Genomic DNA, 18,803 nt, shown 5'->3' on the forward strand with positions numbered 1-18,803 from the left:
CGGAGCCCCCCGGATGCGCGTCCCGCCAGGTGGGACCGCGTGGCGCCGCACGGCGGCCGGGGGCGGGCGGACGCGGTGGGCGGATGATCGGTTGCGGACCGCGACCGGCGCTTCCACGGTGGGCTCCAGATCCGGTGCTCAGCGAAAGGAACCCCCATGCGTGGTCTGCCAGCACGGCGTGTCGCCTCCACCGCCCTCTGCGCCGCCCTTCTGGCCGGGATCGGCGGCCCCGCCGCCATGGCGGCCGACTCGGTCCGGGGAAGCGGCCCGGCGGCGGCGCCGCGGGCCCCGCTCCCCGACCCCGGCACACTCCTCGGCCAGGTACAGAACCTCGCCGGACTCGGCGGCACCCTCGCCCCGGTCCGCGATCTGGTGACCGCCGTGCTCGACCCGGAGCAGGGCGTGCTGTCGGCCGCCGACACCCAGAAGCTCGGCACCGCGGCGAAGGACGCGCTGGCCCAGGTGGACGCGGCGCTCACCGCCGGTACGGCCCAGACCGCCCCGGCGGCGGCCACGTCCACCACACCGTCCACGGTGCCCTTCGCCGCCGCACCCGCCGCTCCCGCCGCCCCTGTGAGCACGGGTGTCCTGCTGCCCGCCGCCGGTACTCCGCGGGTCGCCGCCCCACGCGCCGCCGACCCCACGAGCGACGCGCTGGCCGCCGTGCGCAAGTCCCTCGACGGCCTGCTGAAGGCGATCGCCGCCGGTGACAGCACCCAGGTGCTCCCCGCCACCGACAGCCTGGTCAAGGAGCTCACCGCACTGGTCGGCACCGGCCTGCCGGCCGGCGCCCTGTCCACCCAGCCCGCCGCCTCCGGCACGGACCCGGCGGCCACCGCCTCGACCCTGCCGGCCCTGACGGACCCCGTCGCGGCCGTCCCCGACCTCCAGATCCCCGACCTCCAGATTCCCGACGTCCAGATCCCCGAGATCGGCGTCCCCGACACCACCGTGCCCGAGGCGCCCGCCCCGGCGGCGACCGTCCCGGCGGCGGCAGGCGCGGCGGGGGCGTAGCCCGGATCCGTAGCGACGGCTGGAGGGCCCAGGGCTCTCCAGCCGCCGTACCGGCCGCGTGGTCGTGTGGATGCCCATGCACCCCCGGAAACCTCTGGATCTCCCTCGTGGCGGGGGCTGCAAACGGAACGTAATGGCTGGGCAGGGGCCGTTGGCGCGGCCGACCGCTGGACCGTCGCCACGCTCTCAGGGAGCTCGTGCAGTCGAACAGCGAAGAGCGCCCGTCCTACTGCGAGGGCCGGGCGCTCTTGAACACGTTGATCACTTGGCTGGCTACGGCCGCTGGAACTCGCCGTCCACGGCGCCTCGCGCGAACGCCTTGAACTCGTCCGGCGTGAATATCAGCGCCGGGCCGTTCGGGTCCTTGCTGTCCCGCATCGCCACGACACCGCCGAGCGCGGCGACCTCGACGCACTGGCCATTGCCGCTTGAGTAGCTGCTCTTGCGCCACACGGCGCGGGAGAGGTCAATGTCCTTCATCCTTGCTTCCCCTCCTCTCACTTGCTTTCTCGAACTACTGACGCGATCAGGTCTGCCGAGTCGCTGGGACTCAACGCCATGGCGCGGAGGTGGTCGAAGATTTGGTTGTAGCGCCGTACGTCCTCGTCCGCTTCAAGGAAGAGGTCACCGGCCATGCTGTCGATATAGACCAACAGCGGGTCGTCGGGGGCGAAGTCCATCAGGACAAAGCTGCCAGGCATCCCAGGATGAGCCCCACTCTTGAACGGGATGACCTGGAGCGTCACATACGGCTCGGCTGCCATCTTGGCCAGGTGGTTCAACTGGTCCACCATGACTTCCGTACCGCCGACCGTCCTCCGTAGCGCGGCCTCGTCAACGATGGCCCACAGTTCAAGCGGGTCATTCTTGGAGAAGACGCCTTGGCGCTCGTTGCGCGCTTGAACCCGCTGGTCTACCTCCTTGCTCGTGGCGGTAGGAAGCACGCCCTTGATGACGGCTCGGGCGTAGCCCTGTGTCTGGAGCAGGCCAGGGATGAACGACGACTCGTAGTTGCGTACGCTCCGGGCCTCGGCCTCGAAGCTGATGTACCCAACGTACTCGTCGGGCAAATCGGCGTGATATGGCCGCAACCAACCCTGCTCGTCCGCCTGGTTTGAAAGCGCCAAGATCGCTTCCCGCTGCTGTTGGTCGACGCCGTACTCGTTGAGCAGTGCGATCAACGTGCGCTTCTGCGGGCGGCCCTTGCCGTGCTCCAGGCGGTAGAGCGTGGCTTCGTTGACCGCCGTCCTGGCGGTGACCTCTTCCCTGGTCAGGCCGCTCTCACTACGCAACCGGCGCATCTCCCGCGCCAGCTTGCGCAGACGAGCTGTCGGCATCTGCCGCTTTGGGGGCACCTACCTCGTCCCTTCGTTTGCACTGCTCGTCAGGGCGAGTTTGGCCGACTCTCGGCCCACCCAGCAAGTCAGCAAGCAAATGCAAGGTATGCATTCGCATGCCTTGCATACTATGGCTGTGCAGAGGCAAGCTAGGCATGCGCAAGCGTGGCACGCTCAGTCACCACTTGAGGGCGGAGCGTCAAAGAAGCACGCCTACGGGCGACCCGGACCAGTGCAAGGAGGGCGATCGTGAAGCCCCTGATCTTCGGTTACATGCGGGTGCCAGACGAGCTGACAGAGGAGGAAGCGAAGCGGCGCGAGGACGCCATCAAGGCGTACGCGGAGAAGGAGGGCTTCACCTTGGTGACGATCTTCCAGGAGATGCAGCAGTTCCACTTCTCGGCGTTCGAGGAGCTGATGAACGCGCTTAAGGAGGCCGAAGCGCGACGGGTGGTCGTCCCGTGCTACGACGACTTCGCGGCCTCGTACCACCTTCAGACTGCCCTTGTCCTCCAGGTACGGCATGAAGCGTCCGCACAAGTCATCGCCCTGGACGAGCTGTGAGCACACTCGTGTCGAACCTCCGCCTGGCGGCGACCCCCACGGCTGCCAGTTGTGCCCGCATCTTCGTGGCTCACGCCCTGCGCGAGTGGCAGGCTGACGCGCTCGTCCAGGATGCGCAGCTCGTCGTCTCCGAACTGGTGACTAACGCCGTCCAGGCAACGGGCGTGCGGAAGGAGTCGCCCACGTGGCTGGAGCTGGAGGGGTTACAGCTCCTTCACGTCGGTGTCTACGGTCACGGAAGGTCCGTGAACATCCAGGTCTGGGACAGCTCGAAAGAACCACCGGTCAAGCAGAAGGCCGGCGGGGAGGCTTGGGCCGAGAGTGGAAGGGGGCTGGCCATCGTCGAGGCGCTGGCGCTCCATGTTGGCCACTTCTTCCTGAGCACGGGCGGCAAGGTGGTGTGGGCCGAACTGGCGCTTCCCGGCGTCGTTCAACCGCTCTCGCGGAGGACGCCTGAAGCCCTCTCGAACGTCGTGCTGCCGCAGTCCGACCCCGACATGCTTCTTAGGCTCCTCGACGGCTTACAGAAGCTCTGAAGCACAGAAGCGCAAGTCTGCCACCCGCAGCGAAGAAAACCCCGTGCCGCGACGGACGCGGGGTGGTCTTCGTTGTGGTGCGGGGTTGATGGTTGCCGGGGGCAGTCGTCCTCATGGATGCGGACGATCAGCTTCTCCGGACCGGGAAACTCCGGGTAGCCGGTGTTGGTGTTCTTTCTCAGCGAGGGTGGCGAGAGAGGCATCTTCTGAACTGCGGTTCGCCATGTTCACTGAGAGGTTCGCGGTGTCGCTGTCTCGGTGATCATGGCGCTTTTGGGGTTTCGCCATCGCGCTCGGTCGGTCTGGACCGCGAGAAGGAACTTGTTGATGGGGTCGCCCGTGGGCTGACGTTGAGGGTCAAGGCCGAGGCTGAGCCGTAGATGCCTCTTGAACTTCCACTCCCGGATGCCTGGGTGCTTGAAGAAGAGGGGGTCGAGGTAGATCGGCACGAGTGCGCAGGCGAGGGTCACGACTTCTGGGTGCGCCATGATGTGGGTGGTCAGGTCCCAGCTACGGAACCAGTGGGGCAGGCCCAGTTCCATGCGGCGGTATTGCCATAGCTGTTCGAGCATGGGCTCCCGGCTCGGGATGCTGGCCCAGCCGCTGATGATCCAGCGGGCGTCGCGAACGCAGCAGGCCATGATGTGACTGCCGTGAACTTTGCGGAGCTTGCGAAGTCTTCGTTGTGCTCGTGCGATCTCCGGGATCGCCGAGATGTTCTTGGGTTCGGGTGTCTGCCAGGTGTAGTGACGGTGACACACGATGTCAGGCAGAGACAGGTGCGCTCGAACCTTGGTGGTGATGCCGCGGCGGAGGGTGCACTGACGGCAGATGACCGCATTGGGTGAGTGGGCCTGGCGCATCCAGAACGTGGGAACGTCCGTGGGCAGGGCCGATGCCTCACGGATCGACCAGGACAGTCCGGGCAGCGCCTTCCGCAACCGTTCGACGGGAATCCCGGACATGACAGCGAGTCGCGCGACGGCGGGCTGGTTGAGGGTGGCTTCCCAGGGCAGCGTGGTGCTGTTTGCTCCGGCTCTGTGGGGCACTCCGATGTATCTCCAGAGGGCCGTGTGCGGGATGCGGTTGGCCTGGGCGAGGCGGGCGACATAGGAGGGCAGGGACTCCCGTCCCCAGGGGCGGACGGGGATGCACAGGCTCCGGGCGACGGCCAGGGCTTCGGGAGTGTGCTGCGTGCGGTTCATCCGGCGCGTCGCTGTGCGGTGCGGGCTCGGCGCGAGCGCGCGGTGAGCGGTGCACTCGTCTCGGCGGCGGTGTCAAGGGGGATCTCCGTCAGCAGCTGCTTGGTGATTCTCTCGGTGCCGGAGGTCATGGCCCGCAAGGCCGCAGCCCGGATCAGGTGCGCAAGGCTGCCGATCATGCCGGAGGTCCGCTGGTAGAGGAAGTCCGCGTGAGCAGCCAGCATGCCAGGGGTGTGGCGGTGGAGCCGTAGGGACTGTTCCATGGTGGCCAGCAGGGCGAGCCATTCCTGCCGGTGGGCTGGGGTGGCGATGGTGAAGGCTTCTGCGTGGATGCTGACGAAGCGGCCCGCGATCTGCTTCCCGCGGGTGCCGGAGAACAGTCCGGCGGACTCGACGTCGATTCCCGTGTAGACGAACGTGGCCGCGATCCGCTCGGAGAGATATTTGAGCTGGTCGGATACCTCTGCGCCGGATCTGGTGGTGAGCGAGATGTTGTGGATCTCGTCGACCAAGACCAGTTCGCAGCGCAGCTCGGCCAGGACCTCGCAGACCGCGTTGGTGATCTCGGTCTGGTTCATGCGGCGCAACAGGGGGATGCCGAGGAACCGAGCGAATTCGATCGCGAGCATCTTCGGGGTGGCGGCCGGGGGGACGGTCACGTAGGCGACGGGCAGCCTGGGCCCGCTGCCGGCGGGCAGTCGTCGGCGGACGTGCTGTTCGTGGGCCTTGCCGAGCTGAGTGATCGCGGTGGTCTTGCCGGTGCCGGCCTCTCCGGAGACGATCAGGCCGCGACGGGCGGAGACCTGGCGGCGGTTGAGGAGGGTCAGTTCCCGGCCGGTGCGGATCACTTCCATCACGGTCGGGGTCTTCGCGACGAACAGCTGAGTGTGGTGCTCGGCTCTGGCCTCGTCGTAGAGCTCGCGCTCGATGTCGCTCACGCCGGCAGGGCGGGGCGATCGAGCAGAGGTGCGGTGACCGGGACGTGCTGGACGAAGCGACTCCACCCTTCCTTCGTGGTCAGGGGAAACTCGCGGTCGGCCGGGATACTTTCGGTCACCGGTAGTCCTCCTCGCTGAAGGGGGCGAAGACACCGAACGGGATGACCTTGGCCAGCTCTGTCGGGGCGGCCCCTTCTGGGTCTTCGCCGTCGTCGGGTTCCGCGGCAGGCCGCAGGGGAATCGCCGCCCGGGGAGGCGGAACGTCACCAGGGGGTTCTGACGCCTCGCGTTCGACCCGCCGCAGCAGTGCGTCCAGGGCTCTGGCAACGGCGGTCTGGTCGTCGCCGTCCTGGCCGCGCTCGACAACCTGACGACGGGCCTGGCGCCAGAGCGCATCGGAGAAGGGGCGGGCGACCAGCGGCAGAAGCGTCCAAGCGGCGGTGATCCAGCCGCCGTTGCGGTGGTTGCGTACGAACACGTGGCTGAGGTCGTGCGGGTCGTAGTGGACCTCCCACTTGCCGCGCTGGACCGCGACGCCGGAGGACTGCCTGCGGTAGGCGGCCAGCTCCGGTGCGTCGTAGGTGCGGTGGGCGATGCGGATGCCGTAGTCGTTGATCACCCGCCAGGTCACCGGCAGCAGCTCGATGTAATCCGACGGCCCCAGAGGCATCGGCAGGTGGCCGCTGGCGGCGACCTGGAGCGCGTAGGCGTCGTTGGGCGACAGGGACCGGCCGGGCAGGAAGGGGTGTACCAGTCCGTCGTGCGGGCGCATCTGCCAGTGGATGACCCATTCCTGGAGCAGGTCGTCCAGTTCGGGCAGGCTGAAGGCCGCTTTGCGGGCCGGGTCGACACCGCGCCGGCTCACGTCCCGTCCGGTGTAGCTGGCGACGTGCTGGCAGAACAGGGTGTTGATCGAGGAGAACGTGCGCTCGACGACGCCCTTGTCGGTCGGGGTGCCGGGATGTGCGAGCTGGACGGAGATGCCCAGGCGCTGGCAGGCAGCGGTGAACGTCTGCGAGAGGTAGACGGTGCCGTGGTCGGTAACGATGGTCTCCGGGACGATCACCGGCTTCGCCGCAGCGTGCTCGAACCGGGCGTCGATCGCCAGCAGCCGGGCATGCGGAAGCCGGGACGCGGAGGCGGCCAGCGCCTGCGGCCAGGCCGGGCGCATCAATTCGGGCACCAGCATCTTCGCCAGCAGCAGGGCGGCGTCCACCGCCTTCGTGCTCTCCGGACGCAGCACCGCCGCGCAGATCGTCCGGGTGGCGATGTCGACCGCGATCGTCAACTCCGGCCTGCGGACCGTGCCGTCATCAAGGACGGCCATCAGATCGAGTTTGGTGGTGTCGATCTGGACCTGCTCACCCGGCCGGCTGGCCATGGTCGGGGTGAACGGGCCGGCGGGCCGGTTGGCGTTCTGCCGCCGGGTGGTGGCCGCGCTGAAGGCGTGCCGCCCCGTGGAAAGCTGCTCGACCAGGCGATAGAAGGCCGCTCGGGACGGCATCGCCACCGCTCCGGGCCCATGCTCGGTCTCCAGGAGCCGTTCGACCCGCCGCATCAGCCGCGAGCGGGTTCCGGTGGACGTGTTGGTCTCTTCGCCGATCGCGCGGACGATCGCGTGGATCACCCGCTGGTCGGCCCGTCAAGTCGGGGACGTGGGCCGCATCGCCCTGTGATCCACCAGCCCCAGCAGCCCCTGGGCCCGGTAGCGGGCCCGCATCCGCTGCAAGGTGCGTCGGCCCACCGGCCGCCCCAGTGCGGCCAGTTCGGCGGCCTTCGCCCTCTCCCGGTCGGCCGGAATCGTGCAGGATGGGTCGTATTCCGGCTTGGGACGGGTTCCCGGCGGAGCGTCCGCGGGCAGCCCGCACTCCACCTCGGCAACATGCCGTTCCCAAAACCGCGCCTCGGCCACCGCCTCCGGCGGCAACGACTCCAGCACGCCCGCCGCCGCGAACTCCGCCTTCTCACTGGCCGTCCCGACGAGTGCGAACCCGTACGAGGACAGCAGGTAGGGCAGCAGCAGAGCCTGGTCACGACCGTCGTCGCCGTGCAGGCGCACGGTGACGCCCTCGATGCCGACCACGGTGTGCTCATTGTCTTCGAAGAGCACCCGGTCACCGACCCGGAGCACTCCCGGCCTGGACGCCATCGCCGTCATCACGCCGCCTCGGCCCGCCGGATCAGCGCGCACTCGCCCAGCACCACCGACAAGTCCGTCACCAGCCGACCCGACCACAGCAGATGGAACAGCACCGGCAAAACCGCAATCGGATCGCCGACCCGTTCAGCACCGACCCGCATGGGCGTCTCGCGGGCAAAGACGTCCAACAGCTGGTCAACGACAGCAGCCACCCGGTGTCGTGGATGCCGGTAGCCCGCCAGCCAGCGGACGTTCGCCAACTGGACTGCGTCCGGGGCCCCGACGAGGCGGAACTCCCATCCGATCTCCCGGCAGGCCCGCTCGGTCGCCGCGAACGTCTCGGCGTCCCGCGGCTTGACCCGGTCCAGCGGACGGCAGTCCACCACCAGCCCGGTGCCGTCCGACCGCCGCGCGAACCAGTCCGGGGCATGCGACCGGCGACGGCCTCCCGACATCCAGAACAGCCACATCGGCTGCGACGCGAACCCCGTGACCTCACGGTCGAAGTCCAGCAGCATCGCGTGATCACGCTCCAGCCAGGACTCGTAACCGACGTGCCGGCCCGTCGTCGCCGACCACCACAAGCCCGGATAGTTCCGCTGCCCCTTCCACGACGGGAACGATCTCACCGGACGGCAGTCCTCGAACCTCACGAGTGATGCGTCATTCAGGGCTACACGGTGCTCGCCACCCACCTTGCCTACGTACCCGACTTCGTATCCAGTCCCCGCTCTCGGAAGACCGCCAGTAACTACCCGAAGTGCTCTCACCTGCACCACGGTGGCAAGCGCCAGGAGGCAGCATTCGCCACTCTCGCCATGTTCACTGGGACGAGTGGTCGCATCGTAGGACTGTCACGGGAGGTCGACACAGTGAACCTTCCATCTTGATCAGGTGGCGAGTTCGAGGGCGAATCTTGGCGTGATTGCGGTTGTGGTGTCGGCGCCAGCCGCGGAGATGCTTGCCACGGATCGGGGCACGGATCGCAGGGCCGGCGCCCTGGTACGTCTTGTCGGCCCAACACTTGATGTCGTCTACGGCGAGGGCGGCGGGTATGCCGTGGTTCCGGGCCGCGGTCAGGTCGTGCGTGGCTCCCGGCAGTACGTCCGAGGCCCAGATCAGGCGCCCGGCGGGATCGGCGAGGACTTACACGTTCATCCCATCAGGTTGGAAAGGCTCACTGCCCAAGATCCACTTTCGATACACGACATCGCAGGCCGCGCCGGTTTGGTGGACCTCGGCAATCCACTGGCGCGGGGGCGCTGTCGGGTCATATCCTGATCTGTTCTTCGATGATCAACTACTACACGGAGGCTGCTAGTTGATGGACGTAGCGAGGATGATGGCTCAGCTTGATGAGCTTATTGCTGAGTACCGAGAAATGATCAGCACCCGGGCTGAAGGAGTACTGGCATCCGATCGAGCCAAGCTCCTTGTGAGCCGTCTCGAAGCCGCTATCGATCGCTTGGCACCTCCTGGTAGTAGCTACGTAAGGCAGCTAGATGCCCATCGGGAACAAAAGCGAACCTCGCTGAAGATTCGCGAGATATTTAGCATTGCTCTTGGCCTCCATCACGACCTGGCATCCGGATGGGTGGAGACAGTTGTTGAGATGGTGCACGCTGACACCCATAAAGATTACCTGGATATGGCAGAGACGTTGTTGCAATCGGGGTACAAGGACGCCGCAGCTGTCATCACAGGTACGTCATTGGAAGTTCATGTGCGAACGCTCTGTGTTAAACATGGCGTAGAAACCGAACTGGCCAGTGGTGCACCGAAGAAGGCCGACGCCATGAACTCCGACCTGAAGAAGGCTGACGTCTATGACGGACTACGGCAAAAGCAGATTACGGCCTGGATGGACCTACGCAACAAGGCGGCTCACGGTGACTACAAAAGCTACGACGAACACCAGGTACGTATGTTCATTGATGGCGTGCGGGACTTCATGCTGAAGCACTCGGCATAGCGCGCAGAGAAGAGGGATAAACGATGGCCAACGTCGACAAGATAGTCGAGCAGCTCAACTTTCTGATCAAGGCTTCCGAAAACTACGCACGGAACGATAACTGGTCTCTCTTGCATGACGGGGCCAACGACCCCGTTGTTCTCAGTAACCGGCTCGAAGCCGCAATCGAGCGAGCTACGCGATCGACCTCTATGTATATGAAGCAGCTTGACACTGCCCGCCGTAGAGTACAGCCTTACCGACTCAGAGAAGTGCGCATCGTCGCACTGGGGCTACGTGACGATTTGGTCGCCGGGTGGGTTGAATCGGTCGTCGAGCTGGTACACGCTGATACCTACCGCGATTACTTGGAAATGGCGGAGGGGCTACTTGCCAAGGGGTACAAGGATGCCGCGGCCGTCATTACGGGAACGTCCCTCGAAGTTCACGTGCGCGCTCTGTGCGCGAAGAACAATGTGACCACGGCAGTGGCAGGCAAGCCAAAGAAGGCCGACACCATGAACGCCGACCTCAAGAAGGCTGGAGTGTACGACGGCTTGCAACAGAAGGAAGTTACCGCCTGGATGGACCTCCGGAACAAGGCAGCCCACGGGAACTACGCCGACTACGACCGCGATCAGGTACGTCGGCTCATCAGTGGAGTAGAAGCCTTCATGAGGAAGTACCCAGCATAGGCGAACCAAGTGGGTCAGGGGGGCGTGAAGACTTCTCACTAGCAGCCACCCTTAGTGTACGTATGACTTGGGCCATCGTGATGATGTCATGACGTCAGGTGCGCCGAGAATAATTCGGATCAAAAGAAGAGGAAATGATGACAGTTCAAGATGATGTGGTGGCGCTCGGCATAAGAAGTGATGCTGCCTATGTCGGCCGGTTCAGTCGCGATTTGGGTGCATCGAGAGCCTCTGGACATGGCGGTACCATCATGTTCTGTTTGGCGCCGTACCTGTCACTGTTTGTACATGAGTCGTATAGCAAGCTCAAGCGAATTGATCCCGCATTGCCCGCCTTGTTGTCAGCTGACGCCGAAGCAATCGTGGCGCGTTCACGTCACAGTTTGAAGCTTTTCGAGGACAACCGGCGCGGCATTGAGGGGCAGCTTGCGTACTTCCGTGACGAGATCTCGCCTGCACACGCGGATAGGTTCCTGAACAACACATGGCTTAAGGCCGCCCGCTTTCTAGAGACAGACTTGGGTCTCTATAGCTACGACGGAAGGATTATCTCGACAACGCATGCCGCCACGTTCCATCTGGGATTTGATCCTGCCGCGCTACTGAAGGAGGGTTCGGGTTCGAATCTGCAATCCGTCTACGAAGAATACGGCCGTTACTTCAGCGGGCTGGGCGCGGTGACCGATTCAGGCGCGAAGACCTTTGTGAGTCATCTCGATCCGATGCGCTTTGATCAGCGGGAAAACGACGTTCGATCGACCAAGTACTACGGTCAGATATTTAATGGCAAGGGTACGCCAGACCTCAACCGGCTACTGATGGTGTTCCGAGGTTTGATGAATTTCGTCGACTCCATGGTCGGGCTGGGTGCAGATGCGAATAAGGTCGAGTACACCGTATTCAAGATGCGCTTTCTGACCCTGTACCAGGTTCTTGGCAGCTTGCAGATGCTTCATGACGAACGGTCCGGTGACCTCACCACGCAGTCCACGAGGCTTATCGAGAAGATCACGGGCACGTGGTCGGCAAGCCTGATTATGGGTCGCTCAGCAAAGCCGTTCCGCAACACCCTGATGCACTACAACCTAGACTCTCGCGTCGACCTGGCGAGGGTGGATACAGCTCAGCCACTCTTTGGACTCGTGCCGATCTATTTTCCGTCGCACGACGCTGCATCGTTCGCCGAGGCCGTTGACAGCTGTATCGAGGAAACCGCATCGGTCATAGAGGAGTGGGCTACTGCCTGAGCAGTGAGCGCGGAGTCGGTTCGGCGAGCACGAGGACTCGGCCGTCAGCACATAGAACAGCCCTGCGGCCACTGGTGGGGTGCTTGGCTTGCGCGGCCTATTTAGGCGGACCTGACAGGCGTGGCCGGCGCAGGGTTGGTCGGCTCGATCCAGGCGGCCGACTCCGGCTTCCCGCTCCTGGTGTCTTTGACCGCAACGCTGACGGCTACGACACCGATCAGCCACCGTCTACGACTGTCCTGCAAAAGGCCGTTGGCAGCATCGGCACAACAGCTGACACGCCAAAAACCGCAGCCTGGGCGAGCAGGCAATGGCCTCCCTGAAGGACTGGCACCTCCTATCAACACGCCTCCGCGTGAGGTTGGAAAGGGTTCAGTGCAGGCCAGGGGCTACCTACGCACAGGATTCCCAACGGTCAGCGTTTGGGGAACTGACCGCCGAACAACAAACCCAGGTAGTCGAAAGCCGACTGCCCGTTCCCGGACTGTTCAGCTGTGACGACCTTCCTGGCCCGTGTCGCAGCTGTGTGGAGGTTGGAAAGCGCAATTGTTCGGGTTGCCACGCTAGAGCATGCGGAGAAACGACCCGCCTTCCCCATAGGGTCGTTCATGTCCGCCAGGTCCATCTTGTCAAGCCACTCCAGGTATCCGCAGAAATACAGAGCAGCACTGAAGGATTTCTGTGCTGCCATGTACTGCGCAGCACGCATCTCCAGGTAGAAGGAAGAGATCGGCACTCGGTTGTAGTACTTCCATGCCTTGGCCAGCCGGGCGAGCTTCTTTGTGCCGCCGACGACGCCAACCTGCTGGTTGGTGCTGTTGACATAGTCCAGGTGCGCAGTCGGGGCCGAACTCATCCACCCACTTGCTGGTCCGGGTATGTCATAGATCGGCGTCTCACTCTGGGAGGACGTACGAAAGCCTGGGAGGATCTCCCATTGCTCCACTCCACCCGCGAACCTGACGACGACTGTTGGACGGCGGATCTCAACAGCGGTCGTCGGAAAGCTCGCCTTCAGGGCGTCTTTCACCCAGTTCAGAGCAGTGTCAGAAGTGGGCTGGCTACCACTCATGCTGACCAGGAGATCCACGTCGCAGTGGTTCCTGATGCCAGTTCCGTGAGTAAACGAGCCTGTCTCGCGGAAGAGTTGCACGCCGAAACGGGTGGACCCCTTCAATGAGGTTTCGACACTGAGTCGGTGTCGAGCCTTAGCGTCCCGCTCGCTCTGGAGAGGTGTCAATCGTTCCAGAAAAATGCCGAACCCCTGAGAGACCGTCAGCGCCATCGTTTCTCTACCGCCCCGTCGTCGTAGTCGTTTCGTCGACTGCGTAGGTCTGCCCACCGCTGCCGATGTTCCGCTGAGCTCGCCTGTACGCCCGAGTGTTTGGCGGCTCGGCAGTCTTGTTCTGCTCATCCCGTCGGGCCGTGAGTTCAGCTAGGGCTTGGCGTGCCTCCTCTATGGTCGAGTAAGGCAAGTCGATCTCCCTGACCTGGCGAGCCGCAGTCTGGATCTCCAAGTAGGCGTTACCTGCGGCCGCCGCCTGATTCATCCGCTGCGCGGCATTGATCGTGGTGAGGATTACGCCACAGCCAGAAGCGACGAGGGCGAGGATGCCAGCAGGAACCCGCCCCGCGGTGGAGACGAGGGCGGCAGCACCAGAGATGGCGGCCAGCACACTTGCTGGTATGCCGAGCCAGAGGTTAACGCTCCGCCACTGTTTGGTCAGCTCGAACTGCATCTGCCCGCTGTACATGGCGCTCTCTTCGAGCCGCTTCAGTTCGACTTCGATCGCACTCCGACGCGCGGCCTCGGAGGGGCCGTCAGGGTCTGTCATGCCGACAAAGGTACGGGCAAGCGGCGGGCATCCGGCAGTAGTTGCCAGCCACCAGCCCAGGTGGGGCGTCGCCCTGGCCATCACGAACGTCCCACTCGCCACCTTCGCCAGGTTCGGCGAGACGAGACGGCCGCGGCTCGCCAGCTTGAGTGGACATTCGCCACATACATGGAGAACGGACAGTTGGTCCAGCCCTCGGACTGCCAGTACGGGGTGTTGCTGGGAACTGCTGACTGATCCACCATTTGACGAGTTGACGGCTGTCGTGTGTCCTCCGCGCGCCCTGCGCGCGCCGCAGCCTCCGGCGGGCCTCGACCCCCCTATTGCATGTCCCCGCGTGCCCGCGCGGGAGATCTCATATGCGGAGGATCTCGTATGAGGACTCGGCAATCTCCCGCGCCGGGGTTTCCGGTCCGCGCGGGGCTCGTTGGGCAGGGAGACCCCGTCCCCGCCCGGTGACGTGACCCCGTCGCCGCGACCCGCCAAAGGAGCACGATGAAGTCCCTCAAGGCTGCCGCCGTCCTCGCCGGATCCCTGGTCGCCGTCGGCGCCGCCGCGCCCGCGTTCGCCCAGAACACCTCCGACCTGACGCCCACCAGCCTCAACGGCGCCGTGAACTCGCTGACCAGGGAACCCATCGACGTCATGCCGGTCAAGCACCAGTCCGACGCGCTCGACACCGAGAAGAAGGGCTCGCTGCTGCACACGGTCAACGGCGCCACGCAGAGCCTGAACTCCTCGGCCGGTCCGCTGCTCGGCGGCCTGCCGCTGCGGAGCTGACGCCCGCCGCGCCCGCCCGTCCGCCGTACCGGCCGTCCTTGGTGTCCGTCGTACTACTGCGGCACCCGGGCGAATTGTGCGCTGGTCGCCGCACCCCTCTCGTTGAGCGGTGCGGACGTTGAGCCACCGAATCCTGAAAGGGACCGTGCCTGCCATGAAGTCGACCACCCGAGGAACCCTCGCCGCCCTCGTCACGGGCGTGGCGGCAGCCGTCGGCGCCGCCACCCCCGCCGCGGCGGTCGGGACGGTCCCCGTCCCCGTACCGCTCGGCGGTGCCGAGAGCGCCCTCGGCATGGAACTGCCCAGCGTGGGCGGTGAGCTGCCGCTGCCCACCGCCGGCAGCCCCGAGGGGCCCCGGTTCGTCGAGGGCAGGCTGCTGCCGGAGCGCGCGCTGCCGCGCCTGCCGGTCGACGGCGGACTGCCCGGCCTGGACGTGCGGGCCCCGCTGGCGCACGTCCTGGGCGACGGGTTCGACCACGTGGACGTCGCGGCGCCCGCCTCCGACCTGCGGGCCATGGCGCCGGGCCTGACCGTGGACGGCCCGCTGACCGGACCCCGGCCCGGCAACGCCGGTCTGCCGGAGCTGACCCAGCCGGAACTGGGCGTCCTCGCCCCCGCGCTCCAGGCCGTGCCCGGAGCGAACCTGACGGCCGGTCAGGGCCTGTAGTCCCCCGCCTCCCTCCCCTGACCCCTCCCGCCGCCCGCACGGGCGCTCCCCGACCGCCATCCGGCCGTATCCCGGTGACCGTCCGCCGTCCGCCGCGGTTACCGCTGCGGACGAACGGCTACGGACATACGGCCACCGACAGACGGTCGCGGACCTACGGCGACGGACAGACGGCTCGGGCGACCGAACCGGACGAGGAGACGGGCCATGCGCTCAGGCAACGGCGGAACACCGGCACAGGCGGGCAGCACGGAGGCGGACGGCACCGGCACCGTCGCCGCGGCGGGCACCGGAGGCAGCACACGGCGGGAGGTGGCGCGGCGGCTGCTCACCTGCGCCGCCGTCGCCGCGCTGGCCCCGGTGACCGCCGCCTCCCGGCCCCCGGGCGCCGCCCCCGGGACCGGGACCAGTCCGTGGAGCACCCCGGGCGGCACTGCCTTCGACGAGACCTACCGCGGCCGGCGCATCCGCGGGGTGTGGACCCCGGAGCGCGGCGCCGGCGGCACCGGCCAGTGGTACGTCACGGTGGACGGCCGCCCGCTGCACCTGATGCGCCGCGCCGACGGCACCTGGCTGAGCATGGTCGACCACTACGGCTCGTACCGCACCCCCCTGGAGGCGGCCCGCGGCGCCGTCGACGAGATGGGACCGGGGCGGCGGCTGCGCGACCTGGCTCCCGGACCGGTCGGCGCGGGCGTCCCGTACGCGGGCACCTACACGGGGGGAGAGCACGGTGGCGTACACGCGTAAGAACATCACCCGGCTCACCGCCTCGGAGAAGCGGCGGTTCGTGAACGCGCTGCTGGAGATCAAACGCCGGGGCCAGTACGACGACTTCGTGCGCACGCACATCGCGTACTTCACCGCCGACGGCGAGAACGGGCTGCGCCCGGCCCACATGGCGCCGTCCTTCCTGCCCTGGCACCGCAGGTTCCTGCTGGAGCTGGAAGAGGCGCTGCGCCGGGTGGACTCCTCGGTGACCGTGCCCTACTGGGACTGGACGCGGGAGCGCACCCGCACCTCGGCGCCCTGGACCGCGGACCTCATGGGCGGCGACGGCCGGGCCTCCGACCGCCGGGTGACCACCGGTCCGTTCGCTTACGCGCACGGTGCCTGGACCCTCAAGGTGGGGGTGACCGACGGGGAGTTCCTCACCCGTGACCTGGGCCGTTCCCGCGATCCGATCCAGCTCCCGGACAAGAACGAGCTGGAATGGGCGCTGAAGGACGGCACCTACGACGTGGCGCCCTGGGACTCCACGGTCACCCGGGGCTTCCGCAACAAGCTGGAGGGGTGGGGCACCGGCCGGGGCAGCGTTTCCTGGCGCAACCACAACCGCGTGCACCGCTGGGTGGGCGGTGCGATGCTGGGCGCCGCCTCGGTCAACGACCCGGTCTTCTGGCTCCACCACGCCTTCCTCGACTTGCAGTGGACACGCTGGCAGAGCCGCCACCGGGGCGCCCGCTACCTGCCCGCCGCGCCGCCCGGACCGGGCGACGCGCAGCGCGGCCGGATCGTCGCCCGGCGCGAGAAGATGCCGCCCTGGGACGTCACCCCGGACTCGCTGGAGGACGTGAGCCGGATCTACCGGTACGCCTGACCCGCGCCGGGGCGGTGGGCCCGGCCCGTGCAGGGCCCGTGGGCCCGGTCCGGCTCACCGCCCGGCTCACCGTCCGGCCCACGGGAAGAGCCCCGGCGCTCGAGGTGCCGGGGCTCTTCTTGCCGGTCCGGTGCGGACCTTGCGGGTCCGGTGCGGACGGACGGGCGGTGTCAGCCGCCGTAGGCGCCCGAGCCGTCACCCTGGGCGAGGTGCCCGATGTTGGCGCAGGTGTTGCCGAAGGCGGGGTTGAGGACGCCGATGACGTCGATGGTGTTCCCGCACAGGTTCACCGGGATGTTGACCGGGACCTGGATCGTGTTGCCGGACACGACGCCGGGCGAGCCGACAGCCGCCCCCTCGGCGCCGGCGTCCGCCATGGCGAGACCGGCTCCGCTGATCACCACGGCACCCGTGCCGAGAGCGACGGCAGCCGCCTTCGCGATGCGAGACATCACGTTCTCCTAACTTGCTCGGTGAGTGCGGCAGCAGGACGCGCGGCCGCACTTCCCCTTCAACGCGACCGGGCCGCCCGGGTCACGGCGTATCTCCCCGGATCACCCGTTTTGAACAGCGTGGATCCGGTCGGGGCGCTGGTAGAGACCAATTCGACTGCTGTTTGGCCAACCCGATTGACGCGGTGGCGGCGGCTCCCCTGTGCTGTCCGGTAGCGGGAAGGCGAAGTCCGGGTGTCACACGGCAGAAGGCGCGAGCCTCGTCCGGGGAGGGGCCATGTCCGTCGAGACAGTGCAGGCGTGGGGCGAGTTCGGGCGGCGGTTGCGGTCCCGGCGAAGACAGGCCGGGCTCACCCAGTTGCAGCTGGGGCTGCGGGTGGGCTATCACCACACCCTCATCAGCAAGCTGGAGAGCGGGCTGCGGGAGCCGCCCGCCGGTCTGGTGCGGCGGCTGGACGCGGTCCTGGAGACCGGGGGAGAGCTGGCCGCGCTCGCCGCCGCACCGCGCGAGGCGCCACCGGCGGCGGACCGTCCGCCGCTGGACCGCAAGCTGTTCGGGGCCATGCCCGGGGCGGACGCGCCCGGCGCCGGTGCGGCGCCGGACCCCCGGCTGTGGCCCGCGGAACTGCCCGCCGAGGGCCTCGCCTGCCCGCTGCACGGCACGGCGGGCTGCGCGGTGCCCGACCGGGGGGAATTACCGGAGCTGCTGGCGGTGCTGGCCGCCCTGACCGGCCGCTCCCCGGGCGCCGCGGGCCTCGGCCCCCGCACCGGCGCGGCGGGCGCGCGGGGCGTGGCGGCGGCGGCCGCGCGGGCGCGCGGGACCGGCACGGGGACGGGCGCGGAGGCGGAGCTGCTGCACGCCCTGACCGCCGTGCTCGCCTGTCTGATCCGCGAGGCGTTCCACCGGACCACCGCGGACTCGCTGGCCACCGTCGAGCGGCTGCTGCGCTCGGTGGTGCGCTGGGCCGAGGAGGTCAACGCCACGGGACGGCTGCCGTACGGGCAGCTCCGGCTCGCCGCCCAGTACGCCCAGGTCGCCGGGCGGCTGCGGATGCAGCGCGGCCAGGGCGGCATCGGCATGGCCTGGTTCGGGCACGGCCTGGGATGGGCGGACGCCGTGCACGACGCCCCGGCGCGGGCGACCCTGCTCAGCGACATGTGCACGCTGGTCCGGCTGGACGAGGACCCCGGCTCGACGCTGGCGTACGCGCAGGCCATCGGCGCGGTGGACCCCCGGCGGCGGTGGGTCGCCACGCTGTCCGGCCTGTACCAGGCGCGCGGGTACGCCCTCGGGCACGACGCCGCCGAGTGCCGCCGGCACATCACCGCGGCCCGCCGCGGCTTCGCCCGGCTCGGCCGCCGCGACCTCCTGGAGGCGCCCTGGCTGGCGGGCGCGGAGGGGGAGATGCGGGTGGAGTCGGCGATCGGCGGCGCGCTGCGCGACCTGGCCGCGGCCACCGGGGACCGTACGACGGCCCGGCGCGCCGTCGAGGCCACCGCGCGCTCGCGGGCCCGGCTGCCCGAGGTGATGCGGGCCACCCATCTGCTGCTCACCCTGCGGCTGGCCGACGGCTGGGCGTGCGCGGGCGATCCCGGGGCGGCGGTCGCCGTGGCCGGTCCGGTGCTGCGCGAGGCGGTGGCCGCGCGCGAGCTGATGATCAGCGCCGAGCTGCGCGGACTGCACGGCAGGCTCTTCGGCCGCTGGGGCGATCTCGCGGAGGTGCGGGAGTACCGCGAGCGGCTGCTGGCGGCGGACGCGGCGGACGCGGCGGAGGCGACAGGGTCCCGTCTCTGAGGCCGACGGGGTCCCGTCTCCGAGGCCGTCGGGTCCGGGGCCGTCGAGGG

At 67.6% G+C, this 18,803-nt stretch carries 21 protein-coding genes and 1 pseudogene; 11 read left to right on the top strand and 11 right to left on the bottom strand.

All coding sequences use genetic code 11. The features are described from left to right. Window positions 1-156: 156 nt before the first annotated feature. Window positions 157-1,014, top strand: coding sequence for a hypothetical protein (locus tag ACWDYF_RS30830; protein ID WP_389472854.1), 858 nt, complete (start codon window positions 157-159; stop codon window positions 1,012-1,014). Between the two features lie 273 nt (window positions 1,015-1,287). Here ACWDYF_RS30830 and ACWDYF_RS30835 read toward each other — a convergent pair whose 3' ends face one another. After that, window positions 1,288-1,494: a DUF397 domain-containing protein gene (locus ACWDYF_RS30835; protein ID WP_389472857.1), complete on the bottom strand. Its 207-nt coding sequence runs from the start codon at window positions 1,492-1,494 to the stop codon at window positions 1,288-1,290. A gap of 17 nt (window positions 1,495-1,511) precedes the next feature. Next, a complete protein-coding gene (locus ACWDYF_RS30840; RefSeq protein WP_382845684.1) occupies window positions 1,512-2,351 on the bottom strand; it encodes a helix-turn-helix domain-containing protein in 840 nt (279 codons plus the stop codon). Window positions 2,352-2,600: 249 nt separating this feature from the next. On the opposite strand from ACWDYF_RS30840, the gene ACWDYF_RS30845 reads away from it, so the two are divergent. Both ACWDYF_RS30845 and ACWDYF_RS30850 read left to right on the top strand, forming a co-directional pair. Then, window positions 2,601-2,915, top strand: a complete 315-nt coding sequence (locus ACWDYF_RS30845; RefSeq protein WP_451584314.1) for a recombinase family protein — start codon at window positions 2,601-2,603, stop codon at window positions 2,913-2,915. Further along, window positions 2,912-3,451, top strand: coding sequence for an ATP-binding protein (locus tag ACWDYF_RS30850; protein ID WP_382845689.1), 540 nt, complete (start codon window positions 2,912-2,914; stop codon window positions 3,449-3,451). Before ACWDYF_RS30845 ends, ACWDYF_RS30850 begins: the two co-directional genes overlap by 4 nt. A gap of 227 nt (window positions 3,452-3,678) precedes the next feature. Here ACWDYF_RS30850 and ACWDYF_RS30855 read toward each other — a convergent pair whose 3' ends face one another. The 6 genes and pseudogenes from ACWDYF_RS30855 to ACWDYF_RS30880 all read right to left on the bottom strand — a co-directional run. Then, window positions 3,679-4,656, bottom strand: a complete 978-nt coding sequence (locus ACWDYF_RS30855; protein WP_093563103.1) for a TniQ family protein — start codon at window positions 4,654-4,656, stop codon at window positions 3,679-3,681. Continuing rightward, complete coding sequence (locus tag ACWDYF_RS30860; RefSeq protein ID WP_389472863.1) at window positions 4,653-5,591, bottom strand: TniB family NTP-binding protein; 939 nt, start codon at window positions 5,589-5,591, stop codon at window positions 4,653-4,655. The genes ACWDYF_RS30855 and ACWDYF_RS30860 overlap by 4 nt, the downstream gene beginning before the upstream one ends. A gap of 115 nt (window positions 5,592-5,706) precedes the next feature. After that, a complete protein-coding gene (locus ACWDYF_RS30865) occupies window positions 5,707-7,218 on the bottom strand; it encodes a Mu transposase C-terminal domain-containing protein (RefSeq protein WP_389472865.1) in 1,512 nt (503 codons plus the stop codon). A 15-nt stretch (window positions 7,219-7,233) separates the two neighbouring features. Beyond that, entirely contained in the window at window positions 7,234-7,749 is a 516-nt protein-coding gene (locus ACWDYF_RS30870; protein ID WP_389472868.1) for a hypothetical protein, read from the bottom strand. Continuing rightward, complete coding sequence (locus ACWDYF_RS30875; protein WP_323185593.1) at window positions 7,749-8,510, bottom strand: TnsA-like heteromeric transposase endonuclease subunit; 762 nt, start codon at window positions 8,508-8,510, stop codon at window positions 7,749-7,751. Before ACWDYF_RS30875 ends, ACWDYF_RS30870 begins: the two co-directional genes overlap by 1 nt. Window positions 8,511-8,553: 43 nt before the next feature. After that, window positions 8,554-8,862: pseudogene (locus ACWDYF_RS30880) on the bottom strand (transposase family protein); the annotation flags it as partial. A 193-nt stretch (window positions 8,863-9,055) separates the two neighbouring features. Between ACWDYF_RS30880 and ACWDYF_RS30885 the strand changes: the two are divergent. The 3 genes from ACWDYF_RS30885 to ACWDYF_RS30895 all read left to right on the top strand — a co-directional run bounded on the left by ACWDYF_RS30885 (window position 9,056) and on the right by ACWDYF_RS30895 (window position 11,624). Continuing rightward, window positions 9,056-9,703, top strand: coding sequence for a hypothetical protein (locus ACWDYF_RS30885; protein ID WP_266482230.1), 648 nt, complete (start codon window positions 9,056-9,058; stop codon window positions 9,701-9,703). 23 nt (window positions 9,704-9,726) lie between these two features. Beyond that, the gene (locus ACWDYF_RS30890) at window positions 9,727-10,377 is read left to right on the top strand and encodes a hypothetical protein (RefSeq protein WP_239697271.1); all 651 of its coding nucleotides are present in this window, start codon (window positions 9,727-9,729) and stop codon (window positions 10,375-10,377) included. Between the two features lie 134 nt (window positions 10,378-10,511). Then, a complete protein-coding gene (locus ACWDYF_RS30895) occupies window positions 10,512-11,624 on the top strand; it encodes a hypothetical protein (protein WP_389472873.1) in 1,113 nt (370 codons plus the stop codon). A gap of 415 nt (window positions 11,625-12,039) precedes the next feature. Here the strand turns inward: ACWDYF_RS30895 and ACWDYF_RS30900 are convergent, their stop codons facing one another. Both ACWDYF_RS30900 and ACWDYF_RS30905 read right to left on the bottom strand, forming a co-directional pair. Next, window positions 12,040-12,909, bottom strand: a complete 870-nt coding sequence (locus ACWDYF_RS30900; RefSeq protein ID WP_385035402.1) for a nucleotidyltransferase domain-containing protein — start codon at window positions 12,907-12,909, stop codon at window positions 12,040-12,042. A 7-nt stretch (window positions 12,910-12,916) separates the two neighbouring features. Beyond that, window positions 12,917-13,459 (bottom strand): SLATT domain-containing protein, encoded by a 543-nt coding sequence (locus tag ACWDYF_RS30905; RefSeq protein WP_032771831.1) that lies wholly within the window; start codon window positions 13,457-13,459, stop codon window positions 12,917-12,919. A 495-nt stretch (window positions 13,460-13,954) separates the two neighbouring features. On the opposite strand from ACWDYF_RS30905, the gene ACWDYF_RS30910 reads away from it, so the two are divergent. The 4 genes from ACWDYF_RS30910 (at window position 13,955) to ACWDYF_RS30925 (ending at window position 16,506) form a co-directional block, all read left to right on the top strand. Beyond that, complete coding sequence (locus ACWDYF_RS30910; RefSeq protein WP_037892954.1) at window positions 13,955-14,239, top strand: hypothetical protein; 285 nt, start codon at window positions 13,955-13,957, stop codon at window positions 14,237-14,239. A gap of 154 nt (window positions 14,240-14,393) precedes the next feature. After that, a complete protein-coding gene (locus ACWDYF_RS30915; RefSeq protein ID WP_018568413.1) occupies window positions 14,394-14,906 on the top strand; it encodes a hypothetical protein in 513 nt (170 codons plus the stop codon). 207 nt (window positions 14,907-15,113) lie between these two features. Next, window positions 15,114-15,656, top strand: coding sequence for a tyrosinase family oxidase copper chaperone (locus ACWDYF_RS30920; RefSeq protein WP_389472878.1), 543 nt, complete (start codon window positions 15,114-15,116; stop codon window positions 15,654-15,656). Then, complete coding sequence (locus ACWDYF_RS30925; protein WP_381743044.1) at window positions 15,640-16,506, top strand: tyrosinase family protein; 867 nt, start codon at window positions 15,640-15,642, stop codon at window positions 16,504-16,506. Before ACWDYF_RS30920 ends, ACWDYF_RS30925 begins: the two co-directional genes overlap by 17 nt. A 170-nt stretch (window positions 16,507-16,676) precedes the next feature. On the opposite strand, the gene ACWDYF_RS30930 is transcribed toward ACWDYF_RS30925, so the two are convergent. After that, complete coding sequence (locus ACWDYF_RS30930; protein WP_018568416.1) at window positions 16,677-16,958, bottom strand: chaplin; 282 nt, start codon at window positions 16,956-16,958, stop codon at window positions 16,677-16,679. Window positions 16,959-17,235: 277 nt separating this feature from the next. Here ACWDYF_RS30930 and ACWDYF_RS30935 point away from each other — a divergent pair, with 277 nt between their 5' ends. Beyond that, window positions 17,236-18,753, top strand: a complete 1,518-nt coding sequence (locus ACWDYF_RS30935) for a helix-turn-helix domain-containing protein (protein ID WP_389472883.1) — start codon at window positions 17,236-17,238, stop codon at window positions 18,751-18,753. Window positions 18,754-18,803: the final 50 nt, after the last annotated feature.

It is taken from the genome of Streptomyces sp. NPDC003284 (genome assembly GCF_053589675.1).

Coding starts and splice junctions, on each gene's coding strand:
- ACWDYF_RS30830 (WP_389472854.1), top strand. CDS start 157: ATGCGTGGTCTGCCAGCACGGCGTGTCGCCTCCACCGCCCTCTGCGCC.
- ACWDYF_RS30835 (WP_389472857.1), bottom strand. CDS start 1,494: ATGAAGGACATTGACCTCTCCCGCGCCGTGTGGCGCAAGAGCAGCTAC.
- ACWDYF_RS30840 (WP_382845684.1), bottom strand. CDS start 2,351: ATGCCGACAGCTCGTCTGCGCAAGCTGGCGCGGGAGATGCGCCGGTTG.
- ACWDYF_RS30855 (WP_093563103.1), bottom strand. CDS start 4,656: ATGAACCGCACGCAGCACACTCCCGAAGCCCTGGCCGTCGCCCGGAGC.
- ACWDYF_RS30870 (WP_389472868.1), bottom strand. CDS start 7,749: ATGACGGCGATGGCGTCCAGGCCGGGAGTGCTCCGGGTCGGTGACCGG.
- ACWDYF_RS30885 (WP_266482230.1), top strand. CDS start 9,056: ATGGACGTAGCGAGGATGATGGCTCAGCTTGATGAGCTTATTGCTGAG.
- ACWDYF_RS30890 (WP_239697271.1), top strand. CDS start 9,727: ATGGCCAACGTCGACAAGATAGTCGAGCAGCTCAACTTTCTGATCAAG.
- ACWDYF_RS30895 (WP_389472873.1), top strand. CDS start 10,512: ATGATGACAGTTCAAGATGATGTGGTGGCGCTCGGCATAAGAAGTGAT.
- ACWDYF_RS30900 (WP_385035402.1), bottom strand. CDS start 12,909: ATGGCGCTGACGGTCTCTCAGGGGTTCGGCATTTTTCTGGAACGATTG.
- ACWDYF_RS30905 (WP_032771831.1), bottom strand. CDS start 13,459: ATGACAGACCCTGACGGCCCCTCCGAGGCCGCGCGTCGGAGTGCGATC.
- ACWDYF_RS30910 (WP_037892954.1), top strand. CDS start 13,955: ATGAAGTCCCTCAAGGCTGCCGCCGTCCTCGCCGGATCCCTGGTCGCC.
- ACWDYF_RS30915 (WP_018568413.1), top strand. CDS start 14,394: ATGAAGTCGACCACCCGAGGAACCCTCGCCGCCCTCGTCACGGGCGTG.
- ACWDYF_RS30920 (WP_389472878.1), top strand. CDS start 15,114: ATGCGCTCAGGCAACGGCGGAACACCGGCACAGGCGGGCAGCACGGAG.
- ACWDYF_RS30930 (WP_018568416.1), bottom strand. CDS start 16,958: ATGTCTCGCATCGCGAAGGCGGCTGCCGTCGCTCTCGGCACGGGTGCC.
- ACWDYF_RS30935 (WP_389472883.1), top strand. CDS start 17,236: ATGTCCGTCGAGACAGTGCAGGCGTGGGGCGAGTTCGGGCGGCGGTTG.